This is a genomic window from Duganella sp. Leaf126 (assembly GCF_001423125.1).
Classification (GTDB): domain Bacteria; phylum Pseudomonadota; class Gammaproteobacteria; order Burkholderiales; family Burkholderiaceae_D; genus Rugamonas.
Genome location: NZ_LMNW01000031.1, coordinates 514387 through 533016 on the forward strand (window position 1 = coordinate 514387; position 18630 = coordinate 533016).

General features: G+C 67.4%; 12 protein-coding genes. 5 read left to right on the forward strand and 7 right to left on the reverse strand.

Annotation, left to right across the window (positions count from 1 at the left end; genetic code table 11):
* The gene (locus ASF61_RS15495) at positions 1-1146 is read left to right on the forward strand and encodes an efflux RND transporter periplasmic adaptor subunit (protein ID WP_056157397.1); all 1146 of its coding nucleotides are present in this window, start codon (positions 1-3) and stop codon (positions 1144-1146) included.
* 8 nt (positions 1147-1154) lie between these two features.
* Complete coding sequence (locus ASF61_RS15500; RefSeq protein ID WP_056157399.1) at positions 1155-4217, forward strand: efflux RND transporter permease subunit; 3063 nt, start codon at positions 1155-1157, stop codon at positions 4215-4217.
* Here the strand turns inward: ASF61_RS15500 and ASF61_RS15505 are convergent.
* The 5 genes from ASF61_RS15505 to ASF61_RS15525 form a co-directional block, all read right to left on the reverse strand.
* Positions 4214-5596 (reverse strand): efflux transporter outer membrane subunit, encoded by a 1383-nt coding sequence (locus tag ASF61_RS15505; protein WP_056157401.1) that lies wholly within the window; start codon positions 5594-5596, stop codon positions 4214-4216. The genes ASF61_RS15500 and ASF61_RS15505 overlap by 4 nt on opposite strands.
* Before the next feature lie 194 nt (positions 5597-5790).
* Positions 5791-6975 carry an HlyD family secretion protein gene (locus tag ASF61_RS15510; protein ID WP_056157403.1) on the reverse strand — a complete coding sequence of 395 codons (1185 nt, stop codon included), beginning with the start codon at positions 6973-6975 and terminating at the stop codon, positions 5791-5793.
* A gap of 15 nt (positions 6976-6990) precedes the next feature.
* On the reverse strand, positions 6991-8664 hold the full coding sequence (locus ASF61_RS15515; protein ID WP_056157406.1) for an MFS transporter: 1674 nt from the start codon (positions 8662-8664) through the stop codon (positions 6991-6993).
* Positions 8665-8828: 164 nt separating this feature from the next.
* Complete coding sequence (locus ASF61_RS15520) at positions 8829-11258, reverse strand: catalase (RefSeq protein ID WP_056157408.1); 2430 nt, start codon at positions 11256-11258, stop codon at positions 8829-8831.
* A gap of 73 nt (positions 11259-11331) precedes the next feature.
* Complete coding sequence (locus ASF61_RS15525) at positions 11332-11712, reverse strand: hypothetical protein (protein WP_056157409.1); 381 nt, start codon at positions 11710-11712, stop codon at positions 11332-11334.
* Positions 11713-11890: 178 nt separating this feature from the next.
* On the opposite strand from ASF61_RS15525, the gene ASF61_RS15530 reads away from it, so the two are divergent.
* Positions 11891-14374, forward strand: coding sequence for a hypothetical protein (locus tag ASF61_RS15530; RefSeq protein WP_056157412.1), 2484 nt, complete (start codon positions 11891-11893; stop codon positions 14372-14374).
* A 293-nt stretch (positions 14375-14667) separates the two neighbouring features.
* Positions 14668-15807, forward strand: a complete 1140-nt coding sequence (locus ASF61_RS15535) for a branched-chain amino acid ABC transporter substrate-binding protein (RefSeq protein WP_056157417.1) — start codon at positions 14668-14670, stop codon at positions 15805-15807.
* On the opposite strand, the gene ASF61_RS15540 is transcribed toward ASF61_RS15535, so the two are convergent.
* Entirely contained in the window at positions 15808-16401 is a 594-nt protein-coding gene (locus ASF61_RS15540) for a biliverdin-producing heme oxygenase (protein WP_056157420.1), read from the reverse strand.
* Positions 16402-16532: 131 nt separating this feature from the next.
* On the opposite strand from ASF61_RS15540, the gene ASF61_RS15545 reads away from it, so the two are divergent.
* A complete protein-coding gene (locus tag ASF61_RS15545; protein WP_056157422.1) occupies positions 16533-18185 on the forward strand; it encodes a response regulator in 1653 nt (550 codons plus the stop codon).
* On the opposite strand, the gene ASF61_RS15550 is transcribed toward ASF61_RS15545, so the two are convergent.
* Entirely contained in the window at positions 18172-18627 is a 456-nt protein-coding gene (locus ASF61_RS15550; RefSeq protein ID WP_056157426.1) for a response regulator, read from the reverse strand. The genes ASF61_RS15545 and ASF61_RS15550 overlap by 14 nt on opposite strands.
* Between the last annotated feature and the right edge of the window lie 3 nt (positions 18628-18630).

Below are 18630 nucleotides of genomic sequence, written 5' to 3' on the forward strand. Positions count from 1 at the left end.
ATGAAAACTCTGAAATCGCAGCGCAAACCCGTCGCGCTGGCCGTGCTGGCGCTACTGGTCATCGGCGCCGTCGCCTGGTATGCCAGCACCCGCCAGCACGCCGACGATCAAAAGAACGCGGCGCCGAAGCCGGCGCTGACGGTCACCGTGGTCAAACCGGCCACCGCGCAGCTGCCGGTCACGCTGACCGCCAACGGCAATGTCGCCGCCTGGCAGGAGGCCAGCGTCAGCAGCGAATCGAACGGCCTGCGCCTGACCGAGGTGCGGGTCAATGTCGGCGACACGGTCAAGGCCGGCGATGTGCTGGCCGTGTTCTCGGCCGACACCGTCAACGCCGACGTGGCGCAGGCCAAGGCCACGCTGCTCGAGGCCCAGGCCAGCGCCGCCGACGCGGTCGCCAATGCCGCGCGCGCCCGCTCGCTCAAGGACAGCGGCGCGCTCAGCACCCAGCAAATCAGCCAGTACAACACGGCCGAGCAGACTGCCAACGCCCGCATCGCCTCGGCCCAGGCGGCGCTGGCCACGCAGCAGTTGCGCCTCAGGTACACCAGGGTGCTGGCGCCCGACAGCGGCGTGATCTCGGCGCGGACCGCCACCGTGGGCGCCGTCTCGGCGCCCGGGACGGAGCTGTTCCGCATGATCCGCCAGGGCCGCCTGGAGTGGCGCGCCGAGGTGGTGTCGCAGGACCTGCGCAGCATCGCCCCCGGCGCCGTCGCGCTGGTCAAGGCGGCCAACGGCAGCACCACCACCGGCAAGGTGCGCATGATCGCACCGACCGTGGACCAGCAAACCCGCACCGCGCTCGTGTATGTGGACCTGCCGCAGAACGCGGGATCGAAACAGGCGCCGTTCAAGGCCGGCATGTTCGCCAGCGGCCAGTTCGAGCTGGGCTCGTCGTCGGCGCTGACCGTGCCGCAGCAGGCGGTGGTCGTGCGCGATGGCTTCAGCTTCGTGTTCCGCCTGACACCGGACCAGCACGTGGCGCAGGTCAAGGTGCAGCCGGGCCGCCGCATCGGCGACCGCATCGAGGTGATCGGCGGCCTGCAGGCCGATACGCCGGTGGTGCTGCGCGGCGCCGGCTTCCTCAACGACGGCGACCTGGTACACGTGGTGGCGGAACCGGCCGCAGCGCGGACTGCAGAATAGGGACCGCCATGAACTTTTCCGCTTTATCGATCAGGAATCCGATCCCGGCGATCATGCTGTTCGCGCTGCTCACGCTGGCCGGCCTGATGGCCTACAAGGCCAACCCGGTCCAGGATTTTCCCGACATTGAACTGCCCATCGTCACCGTCACCGCCACGCTCGACGGCGCAGCGCCGGCGCAGCTGGAAACCGAAGTCACGCGCAAGATCGAAGATTCGGTGGCCACGCTGCAGGGCGTGAAAAACATCTATTCGACCGTGCTCGATGGCGTCTCGACCACCACGGTCGAATTCATCCTCGAAAAACCGCTGTCGGACGCCGTCAACGACGTGCGCGACGCGGTGGCGCGCGTGAAAGCCGACATGCCGGCCGAACTGCGCGATCCGTCCGTCACCAAGACGGCCACCGCAGGGCGCGTGGTGCAAACCTTTACTGCCACGGCAGCCAACGTGCCCGGCGAAAAAATGGACGCGCAGGCCTTGAGCTGGTTCGTCGATAACACCGTGACCAAGCGCCTGCTGACGGTGCCGGGCCTCGGTGCGGTCAAGCGCGTGGGCGGCGTGTCGCGCGAAATCCGCGTGGAGCTCGACGACGCACGCATGGCGGCGCTGCGGGTGTCGGCGCTCGATGTCTCGCGCCAGCTGCGGCTGGTGCAGCGCGAGGCGCCGGGCGGGCGCGGTGACGTGAGCGGCGCCGAACAGTCGGTGCGCACCATCGCCACCGTCAAGAGCGCAGCCGAACTGGCCGCCATCGAACTGCCGCTGACCGACGGGCGCCGCGTGCGGCTGGACCAGGTGGCCACCATTACCGACACCGTCGCCGAACCGCGGGCGCTGGCCATGCAGGACGGGCGCGAAGTGGTGGGCTTCGAGATCTTCCGCACCAAGGGCGCCAGCGAAGTGGCCGTGGCGCGCGGCGCGCGCGCAGCGATCAGACAGCTCAACCTCGACAACCCGAAAGTGGTGCTGCAGCAGGTGATCGACAATGCGATCCCGGTCGAGGAAGACTTCGACGGCTCGATGCACCTGCTCTACGAGGGCGCGCTGCTGGCGGTGCTGGTGGTGTGGTGGTTCCTGCGCGACTGGCGCGCCACGCTGGTTGCCGCCGCCGCCCTGCCGCTGTCGGTAATGCCGGCCTTTCTCGGCATCTGGCTGTTCGGCTACACGCTCAACATCGTCACCCTGCTGTCGCTGGCGCTGGTGGTCGGCGTGCTGGTGGACGATGCCATCGTCGAAATCGAAAACATCGAGCGCCATCTGCGCATGGGGAAAAGCCCGATGGAAGCGGCGCTGGAGGCGGCCGACGAAATCGGCATGGCGGTGATCGCCACCACGTTCGCGCTGGTGGCCGTGTTCCTGCCCACCGCCTTCATGAGCGGCGTGCCGGGCCTGTTCTTCAAGCAGTTCGGCTGGACCGCCGTGATCGCGGTGCTCGCCTCGCTGGTGGTGGCGCGCCTGCTCACGCCGATGATGGCGGCCTACCTGCTCAAGCCCGCACGTCACGAACAAAAGCCGGACGGCTGGCTGATGACGCGCTACATGCGCAGCATGCGCTGGTGCCTGACGCACCGCCGCATCACGGCCATCACATCGCTGGTGTTTTTCGTGTGCTCGATCGCGCTGGTGGGGCTGCTGCCCACCGGCTTCGTGCCGGCGGCCGACCGCTCGCAAACCCAGATCAAGCTGGAACTGCCACCCGGCGCCACGCTGGCCGAAACGCGGGTGGTGGCCGAGCGCGCGCGGCTGGCGGCAATGCAGGTGCCCGGCATCGCCGCCGTGTTCAGCTCCATCGGCGGCGGTTCGAGCGGCGACGCCTTCGCGCCCGGCGCGGCGGCCGAGGCGCGCAGCGCCGTACTCACGCTCACCACCGTGCACCGCACCGAACGCCAGGCCTCGATGGCCGACCTGGAAGCGCAGCTGCGCACCCGGCTCGACGCCGTTGCCGGCGCGCGCTTCAAGGTGGGTCCGCCCGACACCGGCGTCAAGATGCAGCTGGTGCTGCGCAGCGACGATCCGGTGGCGCTGCGCGAGACGGCGCTCAAGGTCGAGCGCGAAATGCGCACGCTGCAAGGCGTGGGCAATGTGCGCTCGAGCGCCTCGCTGGTGCGCCCCGAGATCATCGTCACGCCAGACTTTGCCAGGGCCGCCGACCTGGGCGTGACGGCCGCGTCGATCGGCCAGACCGTGCGCGTGGCCACGGCCGGCGACTACGATACCGACCTCACCAAGATGAACCTGCCCGAGCGCCAGGTGCCGATCCGCGTCAAGCTGCCCGACGCCGTGCGCGCCGACCTCGGCGCCATCGGCCGCCTGACCGTGCCGGGCAAGAACGGACCGGTGCTGCTGGCCACGGTGGCCACCATCACCATGGAAAGCGGCCCGGCCCAGATCAGCCGCCTGAACCGCAGCCGCAACGTGACGTTCGAGGTGGAGCTGGGCCGGCGCACGCTCGGCGAAGTGAACAAGGAAGCGCGCGCCCTGCCCACGCTGCAGAACCTGCCCAAGTCGGTCAAGATCGCGGAACTGGGCGACGCCCAGGAGATGGCGGCGCTGTTCAACAGCTTCGGCACCGCCATGCTGATCGGCGTGCTGTGCATCTACTGCGTGCTGGTACTGCTGTTCAAGGACTTCATGCAGCCGCTGACCATCCTGGCCGCCCTGCCGCTGTCGATCGGCGGCGCCTTCGTGGCGCTGCTGCTCACGGGCCGGGCCCTGTCGATGCCGTCGATGATCGGCCTGATCATGCTGATGGGGATCGTCACCAAGAACTCGATCCTGCTGGTCGATTACGCCATCCTGGCGCGCCAGGCCGGCATGGACCGCTTCGACGCGCTGGTGGACGCCTGCCACAAGCGCAGCCGCCCGATCCTGATGACGACGATCGCCATGGGCGCCGGCATGCTGCCGCTGGCGCTGGGCTGGGGCGCCGACCCCAGCTTCCGCTCGCCGATGGCGATCACCGTCATCGGCGGCCTGATCACCTCAACCCTGCTCAGCCTGCTGGTGGTGCCCGCCGTGTTTACCTACGTCGACGACATCGAGCACTGGCTCAAACGCCGGCTGCGCCGCTAATTGCCGGGAGCGGTGGCGGTCCAGCCGCCGCCCATGGCGCGGTACAGGTCGACGGCGGCGGTGAGGAGGCGGGTGCGCAGTTGCAGGCTGCCGACGTCTGCGCTGTAGAGCGTGCGCTGGGCGTCGAGTTCTTCGAGGTAGGACGCGTAGCCGTTGCGGTAGCGGTTGCGGGCGATGCGCAGCGTTTCCGCTGCGGTGGCGCGGCGGGCGTCGTTCTGGACCGCCTGCTCCTTCAGCCGGGCGATGGCGCCTAGGCCGTTGTCGGTTTCGGCAAAGGCATTGCGCACGGCGCTTTCGTAGGCAACGATGGCCTGGTCGCGCTGGGCCGCCACCGCGTCGGTCTGGCTCTGCACGCGGCCGCCGTCGAACAGGGGCGCGGCCAGCGCGCCGGTCAGGTGCCACAGCCTCGTGGGCGCATGCACGAAGTCGTGCATGGTGAGACTCTGGATGCCGCCGACGGCGGTCAGCTTGAACGAGGGCAGCAGCTGGTCGCGCGTGGCCTGCAGGTTGGCGTTGACCGCCACCAGGTTGTACTCGGCGCGGGCAATGTCGGGCCGGCGCCGCAGCAGCGCCGATGGCAGGCCTTCCGGCACCGGCGGCGCCTGCAGCGCGGTCAGCTCGGCGCCGCGCGCCACCGGCCCCGGATTGCCGCCCACCAGCAGCGACAGGGCGTTTTCCTGCTCGAAGATCTGGCGCTGCAATTGCGGCACCGTCTCGGCCGTGCTCTGGTACTCGGCCTGCGCCTGCAACCATTCGAGGCGCGAACTGTAGCCGACCTCGAACTGGCGCTGGGCCAGATCGCGCGATTGCTCGCGCAGCTTCAGGGTCGCCTGCGTCAGCGCCAGCTGGGCGTCGAGCCCGCGCAGGTTCAGGTAGCCGGTGGCCACGGTGGCGGCAATCGACAGCGCCACCGCGTCGGCATTGGCCTGCTCCGCCTGGTAGGTGGCGGTGGCGGCATCGGTGGCAGCGGCCAGCCGGCCCCACAGGTCCACCTCGTAACTGGCTTGCACCTCGGCCTGGTACACGTTGCTGATCACGGGCACGCCGCCCGACACCTGCCGCGCGCGGGTGGACGCGGTGTCGGCCGACACCGCGGGCAGCTGGCCCGCTGCCGCCACGCCGACCAGCGCGCGGTACTGCGCCACGCGGGCGCGCGCCACGCGCAGGTCGCCGTTGTGCGCCAGCGCCTGCGTCACCAGGTCGCTCAATACCGGATCGCCGAACGCGCGCCACCACTGCTGCGCGACGGGACCGGCGCTCTGGCCCTGGCCGGCCGACGGCGTGCGCCAGGCGGCCGGCGTCTGCAAGGTCGATGCCGGCGGCGGCGCCACGGTGGCCGCGCAGCCGGCCAGCGCCAGCGCCGCGGTCAGCGCCAGCATGCGGGTCACCGGTCTGAGAGCGGGGATGGCTGCCGTTCCGGTAGCAGTGTTCACAGCAGCATTACCCGCCATCCCGGCGCTAACCATGGTCGCTGCGCCGGCGTTTTCCGCGTCTGGGTGGGCTACCCTGCTGCAGATAAGGTTTCTCGCCGCGCTGGCAACGGCCGGCACGGTCGATCGCGTCGCCGCGCGCCTCATCGCTGGCCACCGTCGTCGGCGTCGTTGAGCACCGCCGACGTATCGATGCTGACGATCACCGACATGCCGGGCGCCAGGCGCTGGGCGCGCGCCTGGCCGGGGTCGATGCGGATGCGCACCGGGATGCGCTGAGCGATCTTGACGTAGTTGCCGGTGGCGTTATCGGCCGGCAGCACGGAAAACTCCGAGCCCGTGGCCGGCGAGATGCGTTCCACCTGCCCGGTCAGCTGCGCGCCGTCGAGGGCGTCCACCTTGAAGGTCGCGCTCTGCCCCACGCGCACGTGGTTCATCTGGGTTTCCTTCAGGTTGGCGATGACCCACAGCTGGCGCGGCACCAGTCCCATCAGCTGCGCGCCCGTATTCACATAAGCGCCCTTGCGCACCGTGACCTGGCCCAGCTGGCCGTCTTCTGGCGCGACGATGCGGGTATTTTCCAGGTCCACCCGGGCCGCCTTGAGCGCCGCTTCGGCACTGGCTACCGCCGCTTCCAGCGACTGCTTGTTGACGGTCACCGACCGCACCTGCTGCCTGGCGATCTCCAGGTTGGCGCGCGCCTGCGCCACGGCAGCGGCGGTTTGCGCCTGCGCCGCGCGCGATGCGTCCTGCTCGCGCAGCGACAGCGAGCCATCTTCGGCCAGCGCATCCACGCGCCGCACGTCGGCCAGCGACTTGGCCGCCTGGGCCTGGGCATTGGCCAGCGCCGCCTGGTTCAGCGCCACGCCTGCTTCGGCCGTGCGCTGCGACTGTCCCCAGTTGGCCAGCGCCGCCTGCTGTGCGGCCAGCTGCGCCGCCGCCTGGTCGTAGCGCTGCTGGTAGATGCGGTCGTCGATCCGGGCCAGCAGTTCATCCTTTTTGACGAACTGGAAATCCTGCACATGCACTTCGGTGACGTAGCCGGCGATCTGGGTGCCGATCAGCGTCACCTGGCCGCGCACCAGCGCATTTTCGGTGGAGACGATGGGCGTGGTGAACGGCGGCAGGCGCCAGGCATACAGCACCACCAGCACGCCGACGATGGCGATCAGCGCGAAGACGATGGTGGATATGATCTGGATGCGCCGGTGCGGCGTGGCCTCTTGCCTGGTGCCGGCCACGGCGGCCGTGGCGGCAGCGGCAGCCACTTCGGCCACGCGTTGATCGGAAGGCTGGGGTTTGTCGGACTGATTGTCGTTATCGGCCATGGCGAGTGTGAAAAATTATCGGGATTCGGAATTGGTCAGCGCGACAGCGGCCATGCCGGTCTGCGCATTCTGGAACAGCTTGGGCGGACACACCACGCAGATGGTCCACAGGTAGCGGGCCAGCATCCACGTCAGCGTCAGCAGCGCCACCACGGTCACCATCAGGAACACGTCGTTGTAGGCCAGGACGTTGGCTTCGCGCGTGGCGGCTGCGCCCAGCGAGGCCACGCCTTGCGCGCTGCGGATGGCGGGATCGCCCACCACGCCGCCCAGCGCCGCCCCGCCGTTCTGGATGCGCGCCGCCACCAGCGGATTGAGCAGCGTCAGGTGTTCGGTCAGCAGGCTGGAATGGTACTTTTCGCGCAGCACCTGGAAAGTGCCGACCATCGCGCTGCCCAGCAGGCTGCCCAAGGTTTGCGTGATCGAGAACATCACCGAAAAGCTGACCAGGTTATTCGGTGCGGCCACCACCGCGCCAAAGCCGGACAGGAAGGTGGGGCCGACAAACAGCGCGCCGCCAAAACCGAGCAGGAACTGGCTCAGGTACATCTCGGCCGGGCGCGTGAGGCTGGTGGCGCGCGAGTCCATATAGGAGCCGATCGCCATCACCACCAGCGAGAACATCAGCTGAGCGGGAATGCGCGGCGGGGTGATGGTCCAGGCGCTCACCAGCATGCCCAGCACGGCGCCGGCCATCACCACCAGCCACAGCGTCTGCATCTGGTCATTGCTCAGGCCCAGCGACTGCAAAAATCCCACCGTGCCGGTCGCCTCCGACTGCACGATGCGGATCAGCAGTACCGACAGGGCCAGCCGCGTCATGTCGCCGGTGGTCAGCCAGCGCGTGTTGATCAGCGGGCGGGCGCGGTTATGCTCGATCAGCAGCGCGGCCGCGATCAGCACGATGGCGCCGGCCAGGCACAGGCCGAGCCAGCGCGATTCGAACCACCACACGGTGCGCCCCAGCGCCAGCACGGCCGACAGCAGCGCCACGCCGGGCGCGAACAGGCCGAAGGTGACGAAATCCATTTTTTCGAAGGCCCGGATGCGGTCCCCCGGCGGCAGCTTCAGGTACAGCACGCAGCCAAGCGACAGCAAGGCCAGCCCCAGCTCGAAAAAGTACAGGCCGCGCCACTCGGCGATTTCCATCAGGCTGGTGGAAAACAGCCGCGCCATCGGCGTGGCCAGCTGCGAGAAGCCGATGCCGAGCACCACCCCCTTGATGCGGTGCTGGGCCGGGAACGCCTGCAGCACGTAGTACAGGCCCAGGGTGGTCAGCGCGGCGCCGCTCATGCCGTGCGCCGCCCGCACGGCGATGGCCGACGCCAGCCCGTGCACGAACAGGTGGGCCACCGTCGCCAGCGCGTACAGCACCAGGAACAATTCGGTAAACAGGCGCAGCCCGTACTGCTGGCGGAATTTCACCAGCAGCAGGTTCATCGACACGTTGGCCATCACGTAGGCGGCCGGCAGCCACTGGATCTCGGACGAGAACACGCCCAGCGAACCTTGCAGGTACGGCAGGTTGACGATCACCAGCGCATTGCCGAGACCACCGGTAATGGCGACGATGAAGCCGATCACGAAAAACGCCACGCGGCGCGGGGAGGAATGGTGGGGGCTGGACGGCGACCCGGGCAAGGTGGGGCGCTCGTGCGGTTGCCAGACTTGGGGGGCGTAGACGTCCATCGGTGCCGGTATTGTTGGTATTTTTTTGACGGGTATGCGTTACTGCGGCAGCCAGTATTGCACATTACTATCGTGAACCCTCACACCCAAAATGGGGACCGGAAAAACCGGCAAAAAAAACGCCGCCGCATTGCTGCGGCGGCGCCTTGCGGGTCAGCGACCGGTCAGACCATCGCGCCTTCCGCCTCGCGCTGGAAGTTGCGGTGCGCGCCCAGCGCGCCCTTGAACTCGGTCAGCGCGGCCTTCAGGCTGGCGGCATCGGCCATCCACAGCGACGGATCGCCCTGGCCGCTCGGCAGCGTGGTCTGCACGCCGAGCTTTTTCAGCACCTCGGCGCCGGCGCCGATGGCGAGAATGGGCTTGCAGTGGTTGTACTGCTGGCGCACGAAGTCCAGCGCGATCGCTTCCATCTGCAGCGACCTGGCGCTGTCGGCGCCGTCGGCGATGACCACCGCGTCGTACAGCACGCCCGGACCGGCCTCGAACGAGATTTCAACGTCGAGCATGGCGCCGTCGGCCCCTTTCAGCTGGCCCAGGTAAGGACCCACCACACGCGGCACGGCGCCGGCGCTCAGCAGGTCCTCGTACACGGCCTGCACGCTGGCCGCATCGACGCCGTGCGAGGCGATGATCGCGACCTTGCGGCCCTTGATGCCGTCCGAACCGGGACGGGCCAGCAGCGACAGTGCCGGCGACGGCGCATATGCGGGCGGCGTGGCGTCGGTGGCGCGCGGCATCGGTGCCGGCACTTCCATGCCCAGGCCCTTGGCCACGCCGGCGGCCAGTTCGGCATCGACGTTGGCCAGCATCGACAGCAGGCGCACGCGGATGGCAGGCACCGTCACCCGGCTCAACTCGAAGCGGTAGGCGTTGATGATGTGGGTCTGCTCCGACGGCGTCTGGCTGATCCAGAACAGGCGCGCCTGCGAGTAGTGGTCGGCGAACAGCTCGGGCTTGCCGCGCACTTTGTCCTCGGGCTTCTGCAGCTTCTGGTCGATGCTGGAGAACGCCGTCGTAAAGCCGGCCATGCCGGCCTGGAACGGGCAGCCGCCGGCCAGCGAATTGGGCTCGTACGCCACGCGGCCACGGTGGATGGCCTGGCGGTGCATGCCGTCGCGCTGGTTGTTGTGCACGGGTGCGACCGGCGCATTGATCGGCAGCTCGTGGAAGTTGGGACCACCGAGGCGGCTGATCTGGGTATCGACGTACGAGTGGATACGGCCTTGCAGCAGCGGATCGTTGGTAAAGTCGATGCCGGGCACCACGTGCGCGGTGCAGAAGGCTACCTGCTCGGTCTCGGCAAAGAAGTTGTCCGGGTTGCGGTTCAGGACCATCTTGCCGATCGGCTGGACCGGCACCAGTTCTTCGGGCACGATCTTGGTGGCATCGAGCACGTCGAACGGGAACTGGTCGGCCTGCTCTTCGGTGAACACCTGCACGCCGAGTTCCCACTCGGGGTAGTTGCCCGCCTCGATTGCTTCCCACAGGTCGCGGCGGTGGAAGTCGGCGTCGGCGCCGCAGATCTTGACCGCTTCATCCCACACCAGCGAGTGCGTGCCGCCCACCGGGTTCCAGTGGAATTTGCAGAACACCGACTTGCCCTCGGCATTGACCAGGCGGAAGGTGTGCACGCCGAAGCCCTGCATGGTGCGCAGGCTGCGCGGAATCGCGCGGTCGGACAGGTGCCACATCAGCATGTGGGTCGATTCCGGCATCAGCGTGACGAAATCCCAGAACGTGTCGTGGGCGCTGGCTGCCTGCGGGATGCCGTTGTGCGGCTCCGGTTTCACGGCGTGGATCAGGTCCGGGAACTTCATCGCATCCTGGATGAAGAAGACCGGCATGTTATTGCCCACCAGGTCCCAGTTGCCCTCTTCCGTGTAGAACTTGACGGCGAAGCCGCGCACATCGCGCACGGTGTCGGCCGAGCCGCGCTCGCCGGCCACGGTGGAGAAGCGCACGAACACCGGCGTACGTTTGCCCTTGTCGGCAAACGGCGCGGCGCGCGTCAGGTCCGAATAATTGTCGTAGCTCTCGAAGTAGCCATGTGCGGCCGAACCGCGCGCGTGCACCACGCGCTCGGGAATGCGCTCATGGTCGAAGTGCGTGATTTTTTCGCGCAGGATGAAGTCTTCCATCGCGGTCGGTCCGCGCAGGCCGACCTTGAGCGAATTCTGGTTGTCGGCAACCGGCACGCCCTGGTTGGTGGTCAGGCGCTGGCCGGTGGCGTCCACGCGCACGCGGTCGAGCGGATCGACGGTGGGGTTGACGCCCTGCGGCTGGATGCCGGCGCCTACCTTGGCCGAGGCGGTGGTTTCGCCGGTGGTGCTGGCGCCGCCGAACAGGTGTTTCATCGGGCAGGTGGCGCCCGCTTGCGGTGTACGCGACGCTTCGCCGTGTTCACCTGCCTTGTTGGGATTGTGCGGCATGGCGGCAGCCACTTCTTCGGCGCCGGCCACCTTGTCGAGCAAAGCTGCTTCTTGCGGCACGCCGCCGAGGCTCGCTGGCGGCTGTGCGGACGATGGGGTTGAAACGGTACTCAAAACGGAGCCGGCTCCCATGACGGAAGCCGGCGTTTTTTTAGCATTGCTCATTGTGTGTCCCTTGGTGTGCGGTGTCCGCGCGGGCTGCCGGACGCACCGGCAGCAACCGGCGGGACGCCTGGATTTACTTGCGCGAGCTCAGCAGCTTGGAGATGCCATAGCCGGCGGCAGCGGCGATCAGCACCGACAGCGCTGGATGCGAGCGCACCTGGGTGCGGCCCGACTCGGCCCAGACCTTGGCGTTTTCGCTCAGCTGCTTGGTGCCGGCGGACAGGCGCTCGACGGTGCCGTCCCACTTGCTGTTGATGCTGTTGACGGTATCGGCCACCTTGTCGACGCCGTTATGGGCGCTTTGCGCCAGGCGGTCGGTGGTTGGCGGCACTTTGTCGGCCACGCGGTCGATGGTGGCGTGCGCATCGGCGCGGACGTCACGGTTGATCTTGGTGACACCGTCACGGGCGTTATCGATCTTGTTCTCAATCTTGTCCAGGGTATTGTTTTCCATGATCGTTCCTTTGGTTAGTTAGCAAAGCTGCGAGGTCAACGATATGCCGATTTGTGACACACGACCGTGCGCAATCTAACCATCGTGACAACTGCCGCCTTATGTGCGATGGCACACGGACGAGCGGGCGCGGCAAGAGGATGCTATGCTTTCCCCGCATTGTCTCCAGGAGCGCGCCATGTTTCCCATCACGTCCACACTGGCCACGCCGGTCAATCTCCAGGCGGTGAATCCGACGCTGCAAACCTCGGCCGTCAACGCGGTCAATTCGTCGACCCAGGCCGTGGGCTCGGCCACCGATGCGCCGCTGTCGTCGGTCACCATCGACCTGTCGCCGGTCGCCGGCTTCTTGATGACGGTGTCGCGCGCGCAGCAGCAAATTGCGCAGGTGCAAGCGGGCGGCGCCCAGGCCACACAGGACGCGGCGTTCCGCGCCAACCTGCTCAACGACGCCACCCAGCAGGTGGTCGATGCGTTCAACCTGCTGCCCGGCGTCGATTTCAACCAGTCGCAGCCGCTGGGATCGACCCTGCTCAACAACCTGGTCAACAACCTCAATCAGCAGGTGCAGGGGCAACTGTCGGGCGCGGAGAGCCTGGCGCGGCTGGGCGTGACGCTGCAACCGGCACTGCTGTCCGACCCCACGGGCGGCTTGTCGCTCGACAATGAAATCCTGCGCGCCGCGTTCAACAGCAACGAGCAAAATACCACCAGCACCTTGCAGGACACGCTGACCAATTTCCGCAACCTCGCCACCGAATACGCCGAGCAGCTGAGCGCGACGGCCTCGACGTCGTTCAACCAGCTGCTGCCCAACACCCAGCCGGCGCTGACGCCGGCCGATCTGGCGCAGAACGCCCGCCTCGACTTCGCCCGCGCCCAGCTCGATCTGCTGTCGCAAAATCCCCTGAACGAGACGGCTGCCGACCGCCTGGCCGCGCAGCGCGCAGCGCTCGAGCAGCCGCTCACGCCCACGTCCACCGCGCCGCAGTCGCCGATCGTCAATCCGCTGCTGACCTCGACTGCCGACGCGATCGCCGCCCAGAACGCGCTCACCACCAACCAGGCGCAACTGGCAGCGCAGACCGGCGATCTGTTGCAGACCCAGCAAACACAGCAGGCACAGAGCGCCAACCAGGCCCAGCAGCAAGCGCTGCAAGGTCTTAACTATGCTCAGCTGCAACAGGCAGCGCTGAACGAAACCGCCAACCTCAACGCGCAGCAAGCGCAGCAGGCAGCCCAGGCGCAGCAAGAATTGCAGACCCAGCAGACCGCCCAGGCGCAGCAAGCCGCCCAGCAGGATCTGCAAGCGAATACCGCGCTGCAAGCCCAGCAGGCTGCCCAGGCCCGCCAGGACCTGCAGGCTGACAATGTGCTGCAGGCCCAGCAGAGCGCCCAAACCCGCCAGGACCTGCAGGCCGACAACGCGCTGCAGGCGCAGCAAACCGCCCAGGCGCAACAGGCGGCCCAGGCCCGGCAAGACTTGCAAGCCAACAATACCGTGCAGGCACAACAAGCCGCCCAGGCACAGCAGGATCTGCAAGCCCAGGCAACCCTGCAGGGCCAGCAGGCCTCGCAGGCGCAGCAAGCCCGGGCCCAGGAAGCGCTACAGGCCCAGCAGCAAGTCGCCGATGCGCAACTGGCGCAGGCGCGGCTCAATGCCCAGAACGTCAACGCGGCCCAGGTGCAGCAGGATGTGCAGGCGGCCAACCTGCTGCAATCGCAGCTGGCGGCAACCGCCGCCGCGCGCCAGGCGACCGAGCAAGCTACCGAGCAGACGTCGCAAACCGAGCAGGCCCGCCAGGCCAACCTGGCGCAGCAGGCAAATCAGGCGCAACAGACCACGCTGGCAAATCAGGCCAACCAGGCAGCCCAGGCGAATCAGCTTGATCAGGCCAACCAGCTGCAGGCAACGCAGCAGGCGGCCGCAGACCAGGCCGCCGAGAGCAGCCAGCAAACCAGCGCCAGCCAGGCGGCCGCCGAGGCAGCACAGACCAGCGCCCAGGCCCAGGCTGCACGCCAGCAGACCACCGCCAGCCTGAACGCAGCCACCGCCGCCAGCACCCAGGCGGCAGCCCAGGCGCAGGCCGCGCAAAATGCCGCCACCACTGCCGCAGCCAACAACCCGGCCAATGCCAGCAGCCCCGAGCAGCAGGCCCAGGCGGCGCAAGTGGCAGCTGCCAGCCTGGCCAACGCCACCGCAGCGGCATCGAGCGCGCTGGCCCAGGCACAGGCAGCGCAAAGCGCAGCCGATGCCCTGTCCGCACAAAGCGCTACTGCAGCGGCTGCCGCCGATGCAGCCCGCGCTGCACTGGCACAGGCCGGCAGCTCGCAGGAAGCGATCGCCGCAGCGTCGGCGGCTGCCGCACAGCAAGCAAGCGCAGCCGATACTGCCGCCGCCAATTCGGCAGCAGCCAATGCCGCGGCCGCCGATGCCGCCCAACAAGCCCGTGCGGCCCAGGCGGCCGCAGCGCAGGCAGCTGCCGTCCAGGCCAATCCGCTGCAGGCAAACCCGGCGCTGGCAGCAGCGATCGCGGCCTACAACATCAACGATCCAGCCCTGGGCAACAACACGGCCCGCCCCGTGCAGTCGGCCACCCCTGCCGTGGGCCGCGTGGCAGCCGTTACCGCCACCGACAGCACCCGCAGCATCGGTTCGTAAGCGCTCACAGACGTTACGGCCGCCATGGCTGCATCGATGCCGGTTACGGCGGGCGCAGCTGCATGGCACGGCGCAGCGCAGCGTTGCGCCGGGCGGTCCGGTCACGCGCAGCGGCGTACCAGGTCTCCTGGGCGCCGTGCCTTCCCATGGTGCGGCCCGAATTAAATTCGGGTCTGCCGATGCCGCACAGCGTGGCTGCGCCAAAACCTGCTCCAGCACAGCACAACTTGCACGATAATATGGCCGTGAATTGGCGATAATCAGGCTTGGTTTTTTTAAACATGGGAGCAGGCATGGGTGTGAAGCACAAGGTGACATACGTGGCAGCGGCGATGGCCGTGATGACAGCGACCGCTGCAACTGCGCAAGCGCAGGAAACCGTGGTCAAGATCGGTCACAGCGGTCCGCTGTCGGGCGCGCAGGCGTTTTCGGGCAAGGACAATGAAAGCGGCGCGCGCCTGGCGGTCGAGGAACTCAATGCGAAGCCGCTCACCGTGGCCGGCAAAAAACTGAAATTCGAACTGCTGTCCGAAGACGACCAGGGCGATCCCAAGGCCGGTGTGGCCGCCGCCCAGAAGCTGATCGACAACGGCGTGCGCTACATCGTCGGTCCGTACAACTCGGGCGTGACCATTCCGGCCTCGCGCGCCTACAACGACGCCGGCGCACTGGTGGCGACGGTGGCCACCAATCCCAAGATTACCCAGCAAGGCTACAAGGGCCTGTTCCGCGTGAATGCCAGCGACACCCAGCTCGGCTCGAAAATGGCGCTGTACGCAGCCAATGTACTGAAGCTGAAAAACGTCGCCGTGATCGACGACCGCACCGCTTTCGGCCAGGGCGTGGCCGAGGAATTCAAGAAACAGGCGCGACTGTCGGGCATGACCGTGGCAGGCCACGAGTTCACCACCGACCGCGCGTTCGACTTCAACGCCATCCTCACCAAGCTCAAAACCAAGAAGGTCGAGGCAATCTTCTTTGGCGGCTATGCTCCGCAGGCAGCGCCGCTGGCGCGCCAGATGAAACAGCTGGGCATCAACGCCAAACTGCTGGGCGGCGACACCATCTGCACCGCCGAAATGGGCAAGCTGGGCGGCGAAGCCGTCGGCGAGAACGTGCTGTGCTCGCAAGGTGGCGCCGTGCTGGACAAGGCCAGCGCCGGTACCGCCTTCAAAACCCGCTTCAAGGCCCGCTTCAAGAAGGACCCGGACGTGTATGCGGCGGCCTACTACGACGCCACCATGATGTATGCGCAAGGCATGCAGAAGGCGGCGTCGGTCGATCCGCAAAAAGTGGGCGCGGTGATCAGCGCCGGCACCTACCAGGGCGTGGCCGGCAATTATGCCTTCGATGCGCGCGGCGACATGAAAGAATCGCCGGTCACCATCTACACCTTCAAGGGCGGCCAGCCGGTCGCGCTGAGCAGCTACTGATCACGCGCCGCACCGGGCGCCGGCCTGGTGCAGCGCGCGGTTGAGGGCAATCAGGCGGTCGAAGGCGTCGCGCGCGCCGGCGCAGGCGTCGGCGATCTGGCTTGGCTCCACCACCTGGGTGCGCAGGGCGGCCAGAAACTGCTGCCAGCGCGGTCCCGGCGAACCATTGCCACGCAAATACGCCAGCGGGTGCGGCGCCAGTGTCGGCGCCAGCCGCTTGTACAGCACTGCCCCACCGAGTTGCGATCCTTCCACGACATAGCACACGCCCCAGCGGTAGGCAGCGCTCGCGTGCGCCGGCCATGGTGCGGCCGGCACCGCTGCCACGGCGTCATCCGTCAGGCCTGCCAGCGCCGCATGCGCCAGATCGGCGCGGATCGCGCCCAGGTAATCGGGCAGTACGGGCCCGTCGCCAAAGCTGGCCAGCCAGGCGGGCACGGGCGCCAGCCAGCGCTCGAGCAGGCGCAGATGGGCGCCATAGGCAGCCAGGTCGACGTCAGGCGCGGCCAGCGGCGTTTGCGCGTCGAGTTCGTCATGGCGCGCGGCGGTGGCAGCGCGCAGGGCCGCCAGCACGTCGGCTTCCTCATTTTTCAAAAAATCAACTCCCTTTTTTTAGGTGCAACAATTTTACACATGCATCAGGCAACCCGCACACCGTACGATTTGCCTTAGTGACACTTGTTACGCTGAGGTAGAATCTTGCAACGAATGTCCAACCGTGTCCCATGAGTGCCAATCTTTCCCACAACTGTTCCGTACTGCTGATCGATGACGAACTCATCGCGCAAGACCTGATCGGTGACCATCTGAGCCGCCAACCGGGCATTCGCCTGCGGTACGACCAGCATGCCGAACATGCCGTGCAATTGTGCCGCGAGACCGAGGCCAATGTAGTCCTGGTGGACTTGCGCATGCCGGGCGCCGACGGTTTCGACGTGATCCGCATGCTGCGCGCCGATCCCGACACCGCCCACGTGCCCATCATCCTGCTGTCGTCCGAAGACGATGCCGACACCAAGGCCCGCGCCTTTGCGCTGGGCGCCAACGACTACCTGGTCAAGTGGCCCGAGGCGCGCGAGCTCGAGGCGCGCATCCGCTACCACTGCGCGGCCTACCACGCGCGCCGCGAACGCGACGCCGCCTTCATCGAACTGCGCCAGCGCGAGGAAGAACTGCGCGCCAGCCAGGCGGCGCTGCACCAGGCGCAGAAAATGGAAGCGATCGGCCAGCTGACGGGCGGCGTGGCGCACGACTTCAACAATGTACTGCAAATCATCAGCGGCAACCTGCACTTGTTGAAAATGCTGGGACTGGTCAGCCAGCCCGGCATGGTCCGCGTGGAAAACGCCCTGGCCGGCGTGGAGCGCGGCGCCCGCCTGGCAGCCCACCTGCTGGCCTTTGCCCGCCGCCAGCCGCTGCAAAGCGCGGTGGTCGATCTGACGCCGATGCTGACCGACATGGACGACATGCTGGGCCACGTGCTGGGGCCGCGCGCCCAGGTGGTGACCGACATCGCGCCGCAGCTGTGGAACATCGAGGTCGATGTCGGCCAGCTCAACAACGTCATCCTGAACCTGGCCATCAACGCGCGCGACGCCATGAGCGGCGAAGGTACGCTCACCATCCGCGCCCGCAACCTCGATGCCGACGCCGCGCGCCTGCACCAGGTCAACGCCGCGGCCGGCGAACACGTGATGGACGCCGACTACGTGCTGATCGAAATCGTCGATACCGGCGTGGGCATGAGCGAGGCGGTGATGCAGCGCGCGTTCGAGCCGTTCTTTACCACCAAGCCTACCGGCCAGGGCACCGGCCTGGGCCTGTCGATGGCATATGGTTTCGTCAAGCAGTCGGGTGGCGAGATTACCCTGCAAAGCCGTCCCGGCGAAGGCACTTGCGTGCAGATCTACCTGCCGCGCAACGAAGCGATCGCCGACACCGACCCGGCCGCCGATACGGCAGCGGTGACCGGCGGCGCTGAAACCATTCTGGTGGTGGAGGACGAAGAAGCGGTGCGCAGCGCCACGGTAGCCATGCTGGCCGACCTCGGCTACACGGTGCTGGCGAGCCCGGATGCCGACCACGCGGCCCGGCTGCTCGAGGACGGCGCCCGCATCGACCTGCTGTTTACCGATGTGATCATGCCAGGCCGGCTGACCAGCCTGGAACTGTCCGAACTGGTGAAGCGCGACCATCCGCACGCCCAGGTCCTGTTTACGTCAGGCTACGCCGAAGGCGTGCTGACCCACGATGGCAAGCTGCCGCAAGGCGTCAACCTGCTGGCCAAGCCCTATACGGTCGAAGCGTTGAGCACGCGCATCCGCCAGATGCTGCGCCAGCGCCCTGCTGCCGGTACGGTCACGCTTACTGGGGCTTGACGTAACGCTGCGAACCCGGGGGCGGCTCGTTGAGGACCGCCCAGAAGATGCCCAGGTCGGAAATGGCGCGCACGAATTCCTTGAAATCGACCGGCTTGACCACGTAGGCATTCACGCCCAGCTCGTAGCTGCGGATCAGATCCTGCTCTTCGCGCGACGAGGTCAGCATCACGACCGGCAAACTCTTGAGCGAGGCATTGTTGCGGATGTCGGCCAGTACTTCGAGTCCGTCCACCTTGGGCAGCTTGAGGTCGAGCAGCACCACGGCCGGGTTGCCCTGTTCGCGCTCGGTAAAGGCGCCGCGCATGTGCAGGTAGTCGAGCGCATCGGCGCCATCCCGCACCACGATCACCTCGTTGGCCAGCTGGCTGCGCTCGAGCGCAATCAGGGTCAGCTCCAGGTCGTGGGGGTTGTCTTCGACGAGCAAGATGGGTTTTAGCATGCA

Excerpts from the sequence above, each read along its gene's own strand:
- ASF61_RS15530 (WP_056157412.1), top strand. The coding sequence starts at position 11,891 with ATGTTTCCCATCACGTCCACACTGGCCACGCCGGTCAATCTCCAGGCG.
- ASF61_RS15515 (WP_056157406.1), bottom strand. The coding sequence starts at position 8,664 with ATGGACGTCTACGCCCCCCAAGTCTGGCAACCGCACGAGCGCCCCACC.
- ASF61_RS15495 (WP_056157397.1), top strand. The coding sequence starts at position 1 with ATGAAAACTCTGAAATCGCAGCGCAAACCCGTCGCGCTGGCCGTGCTG.
- ASF61_RS15550 (WP_056157426.1), bottom strand. The coding sequence starts at position 18,627 with ATGCTAAAACCCATCTTGCTCGTCGAAGACAACCCCCACGACCTGGAG.
- ASF61_RS15520 (WP_056157408.1), bottom strand. The coding sequence starts at position 11,258 with ATGAGCAATGCTAAAAAAACGCCGGCTTCCGTCATGGGAGCCGGCTCC.
- ASF61_RS15535 (WP_056157417.1), top strand. The coding sequence starts at position 14,668 with ATGGGTGTGAAGCACAAGGTGACATACGTGGCAGCGGCGATGGCCGTG.
- ASF61_RS15545 (WP_056157422.1), top strand. The coding sequence starts at position 16,533 with ATGAGTGCCAATCTTTCCCACAACTGTTCCGTACTGCTGATCGATGAC.
- ASF61_RS15510 (WP_056157403.1), bottom strand. The coding sequence starts at position 6,975 with ATGGCCGATAACGACAATCAGTCCGACAAACCCCAGCCTTCCGATCAA.
- ASF61_RS15525 (WP_056157409.1), bottom strand. The coding sequence starts at position 11,712 with ATGGAAAACAATACCCTGGACAAGATTGAGAACAAGATCGATAACGCC.
- ASF61_RS15505 (WP_056157401.1), bottom strand. The coding sequence starts at position 5,596 with ATGCTGGCGCTGACCGCGGCGCTGGCGCTGGCCGGCTGCGCGGCCACC.
- ASF61_RS15500 (WP_056157399.1), top strand. The coding sequence starts at position 1,155 with ATGAACTTTTCCGCTTTATCGATCAGGAATCCGATCCCGGCGATCATG.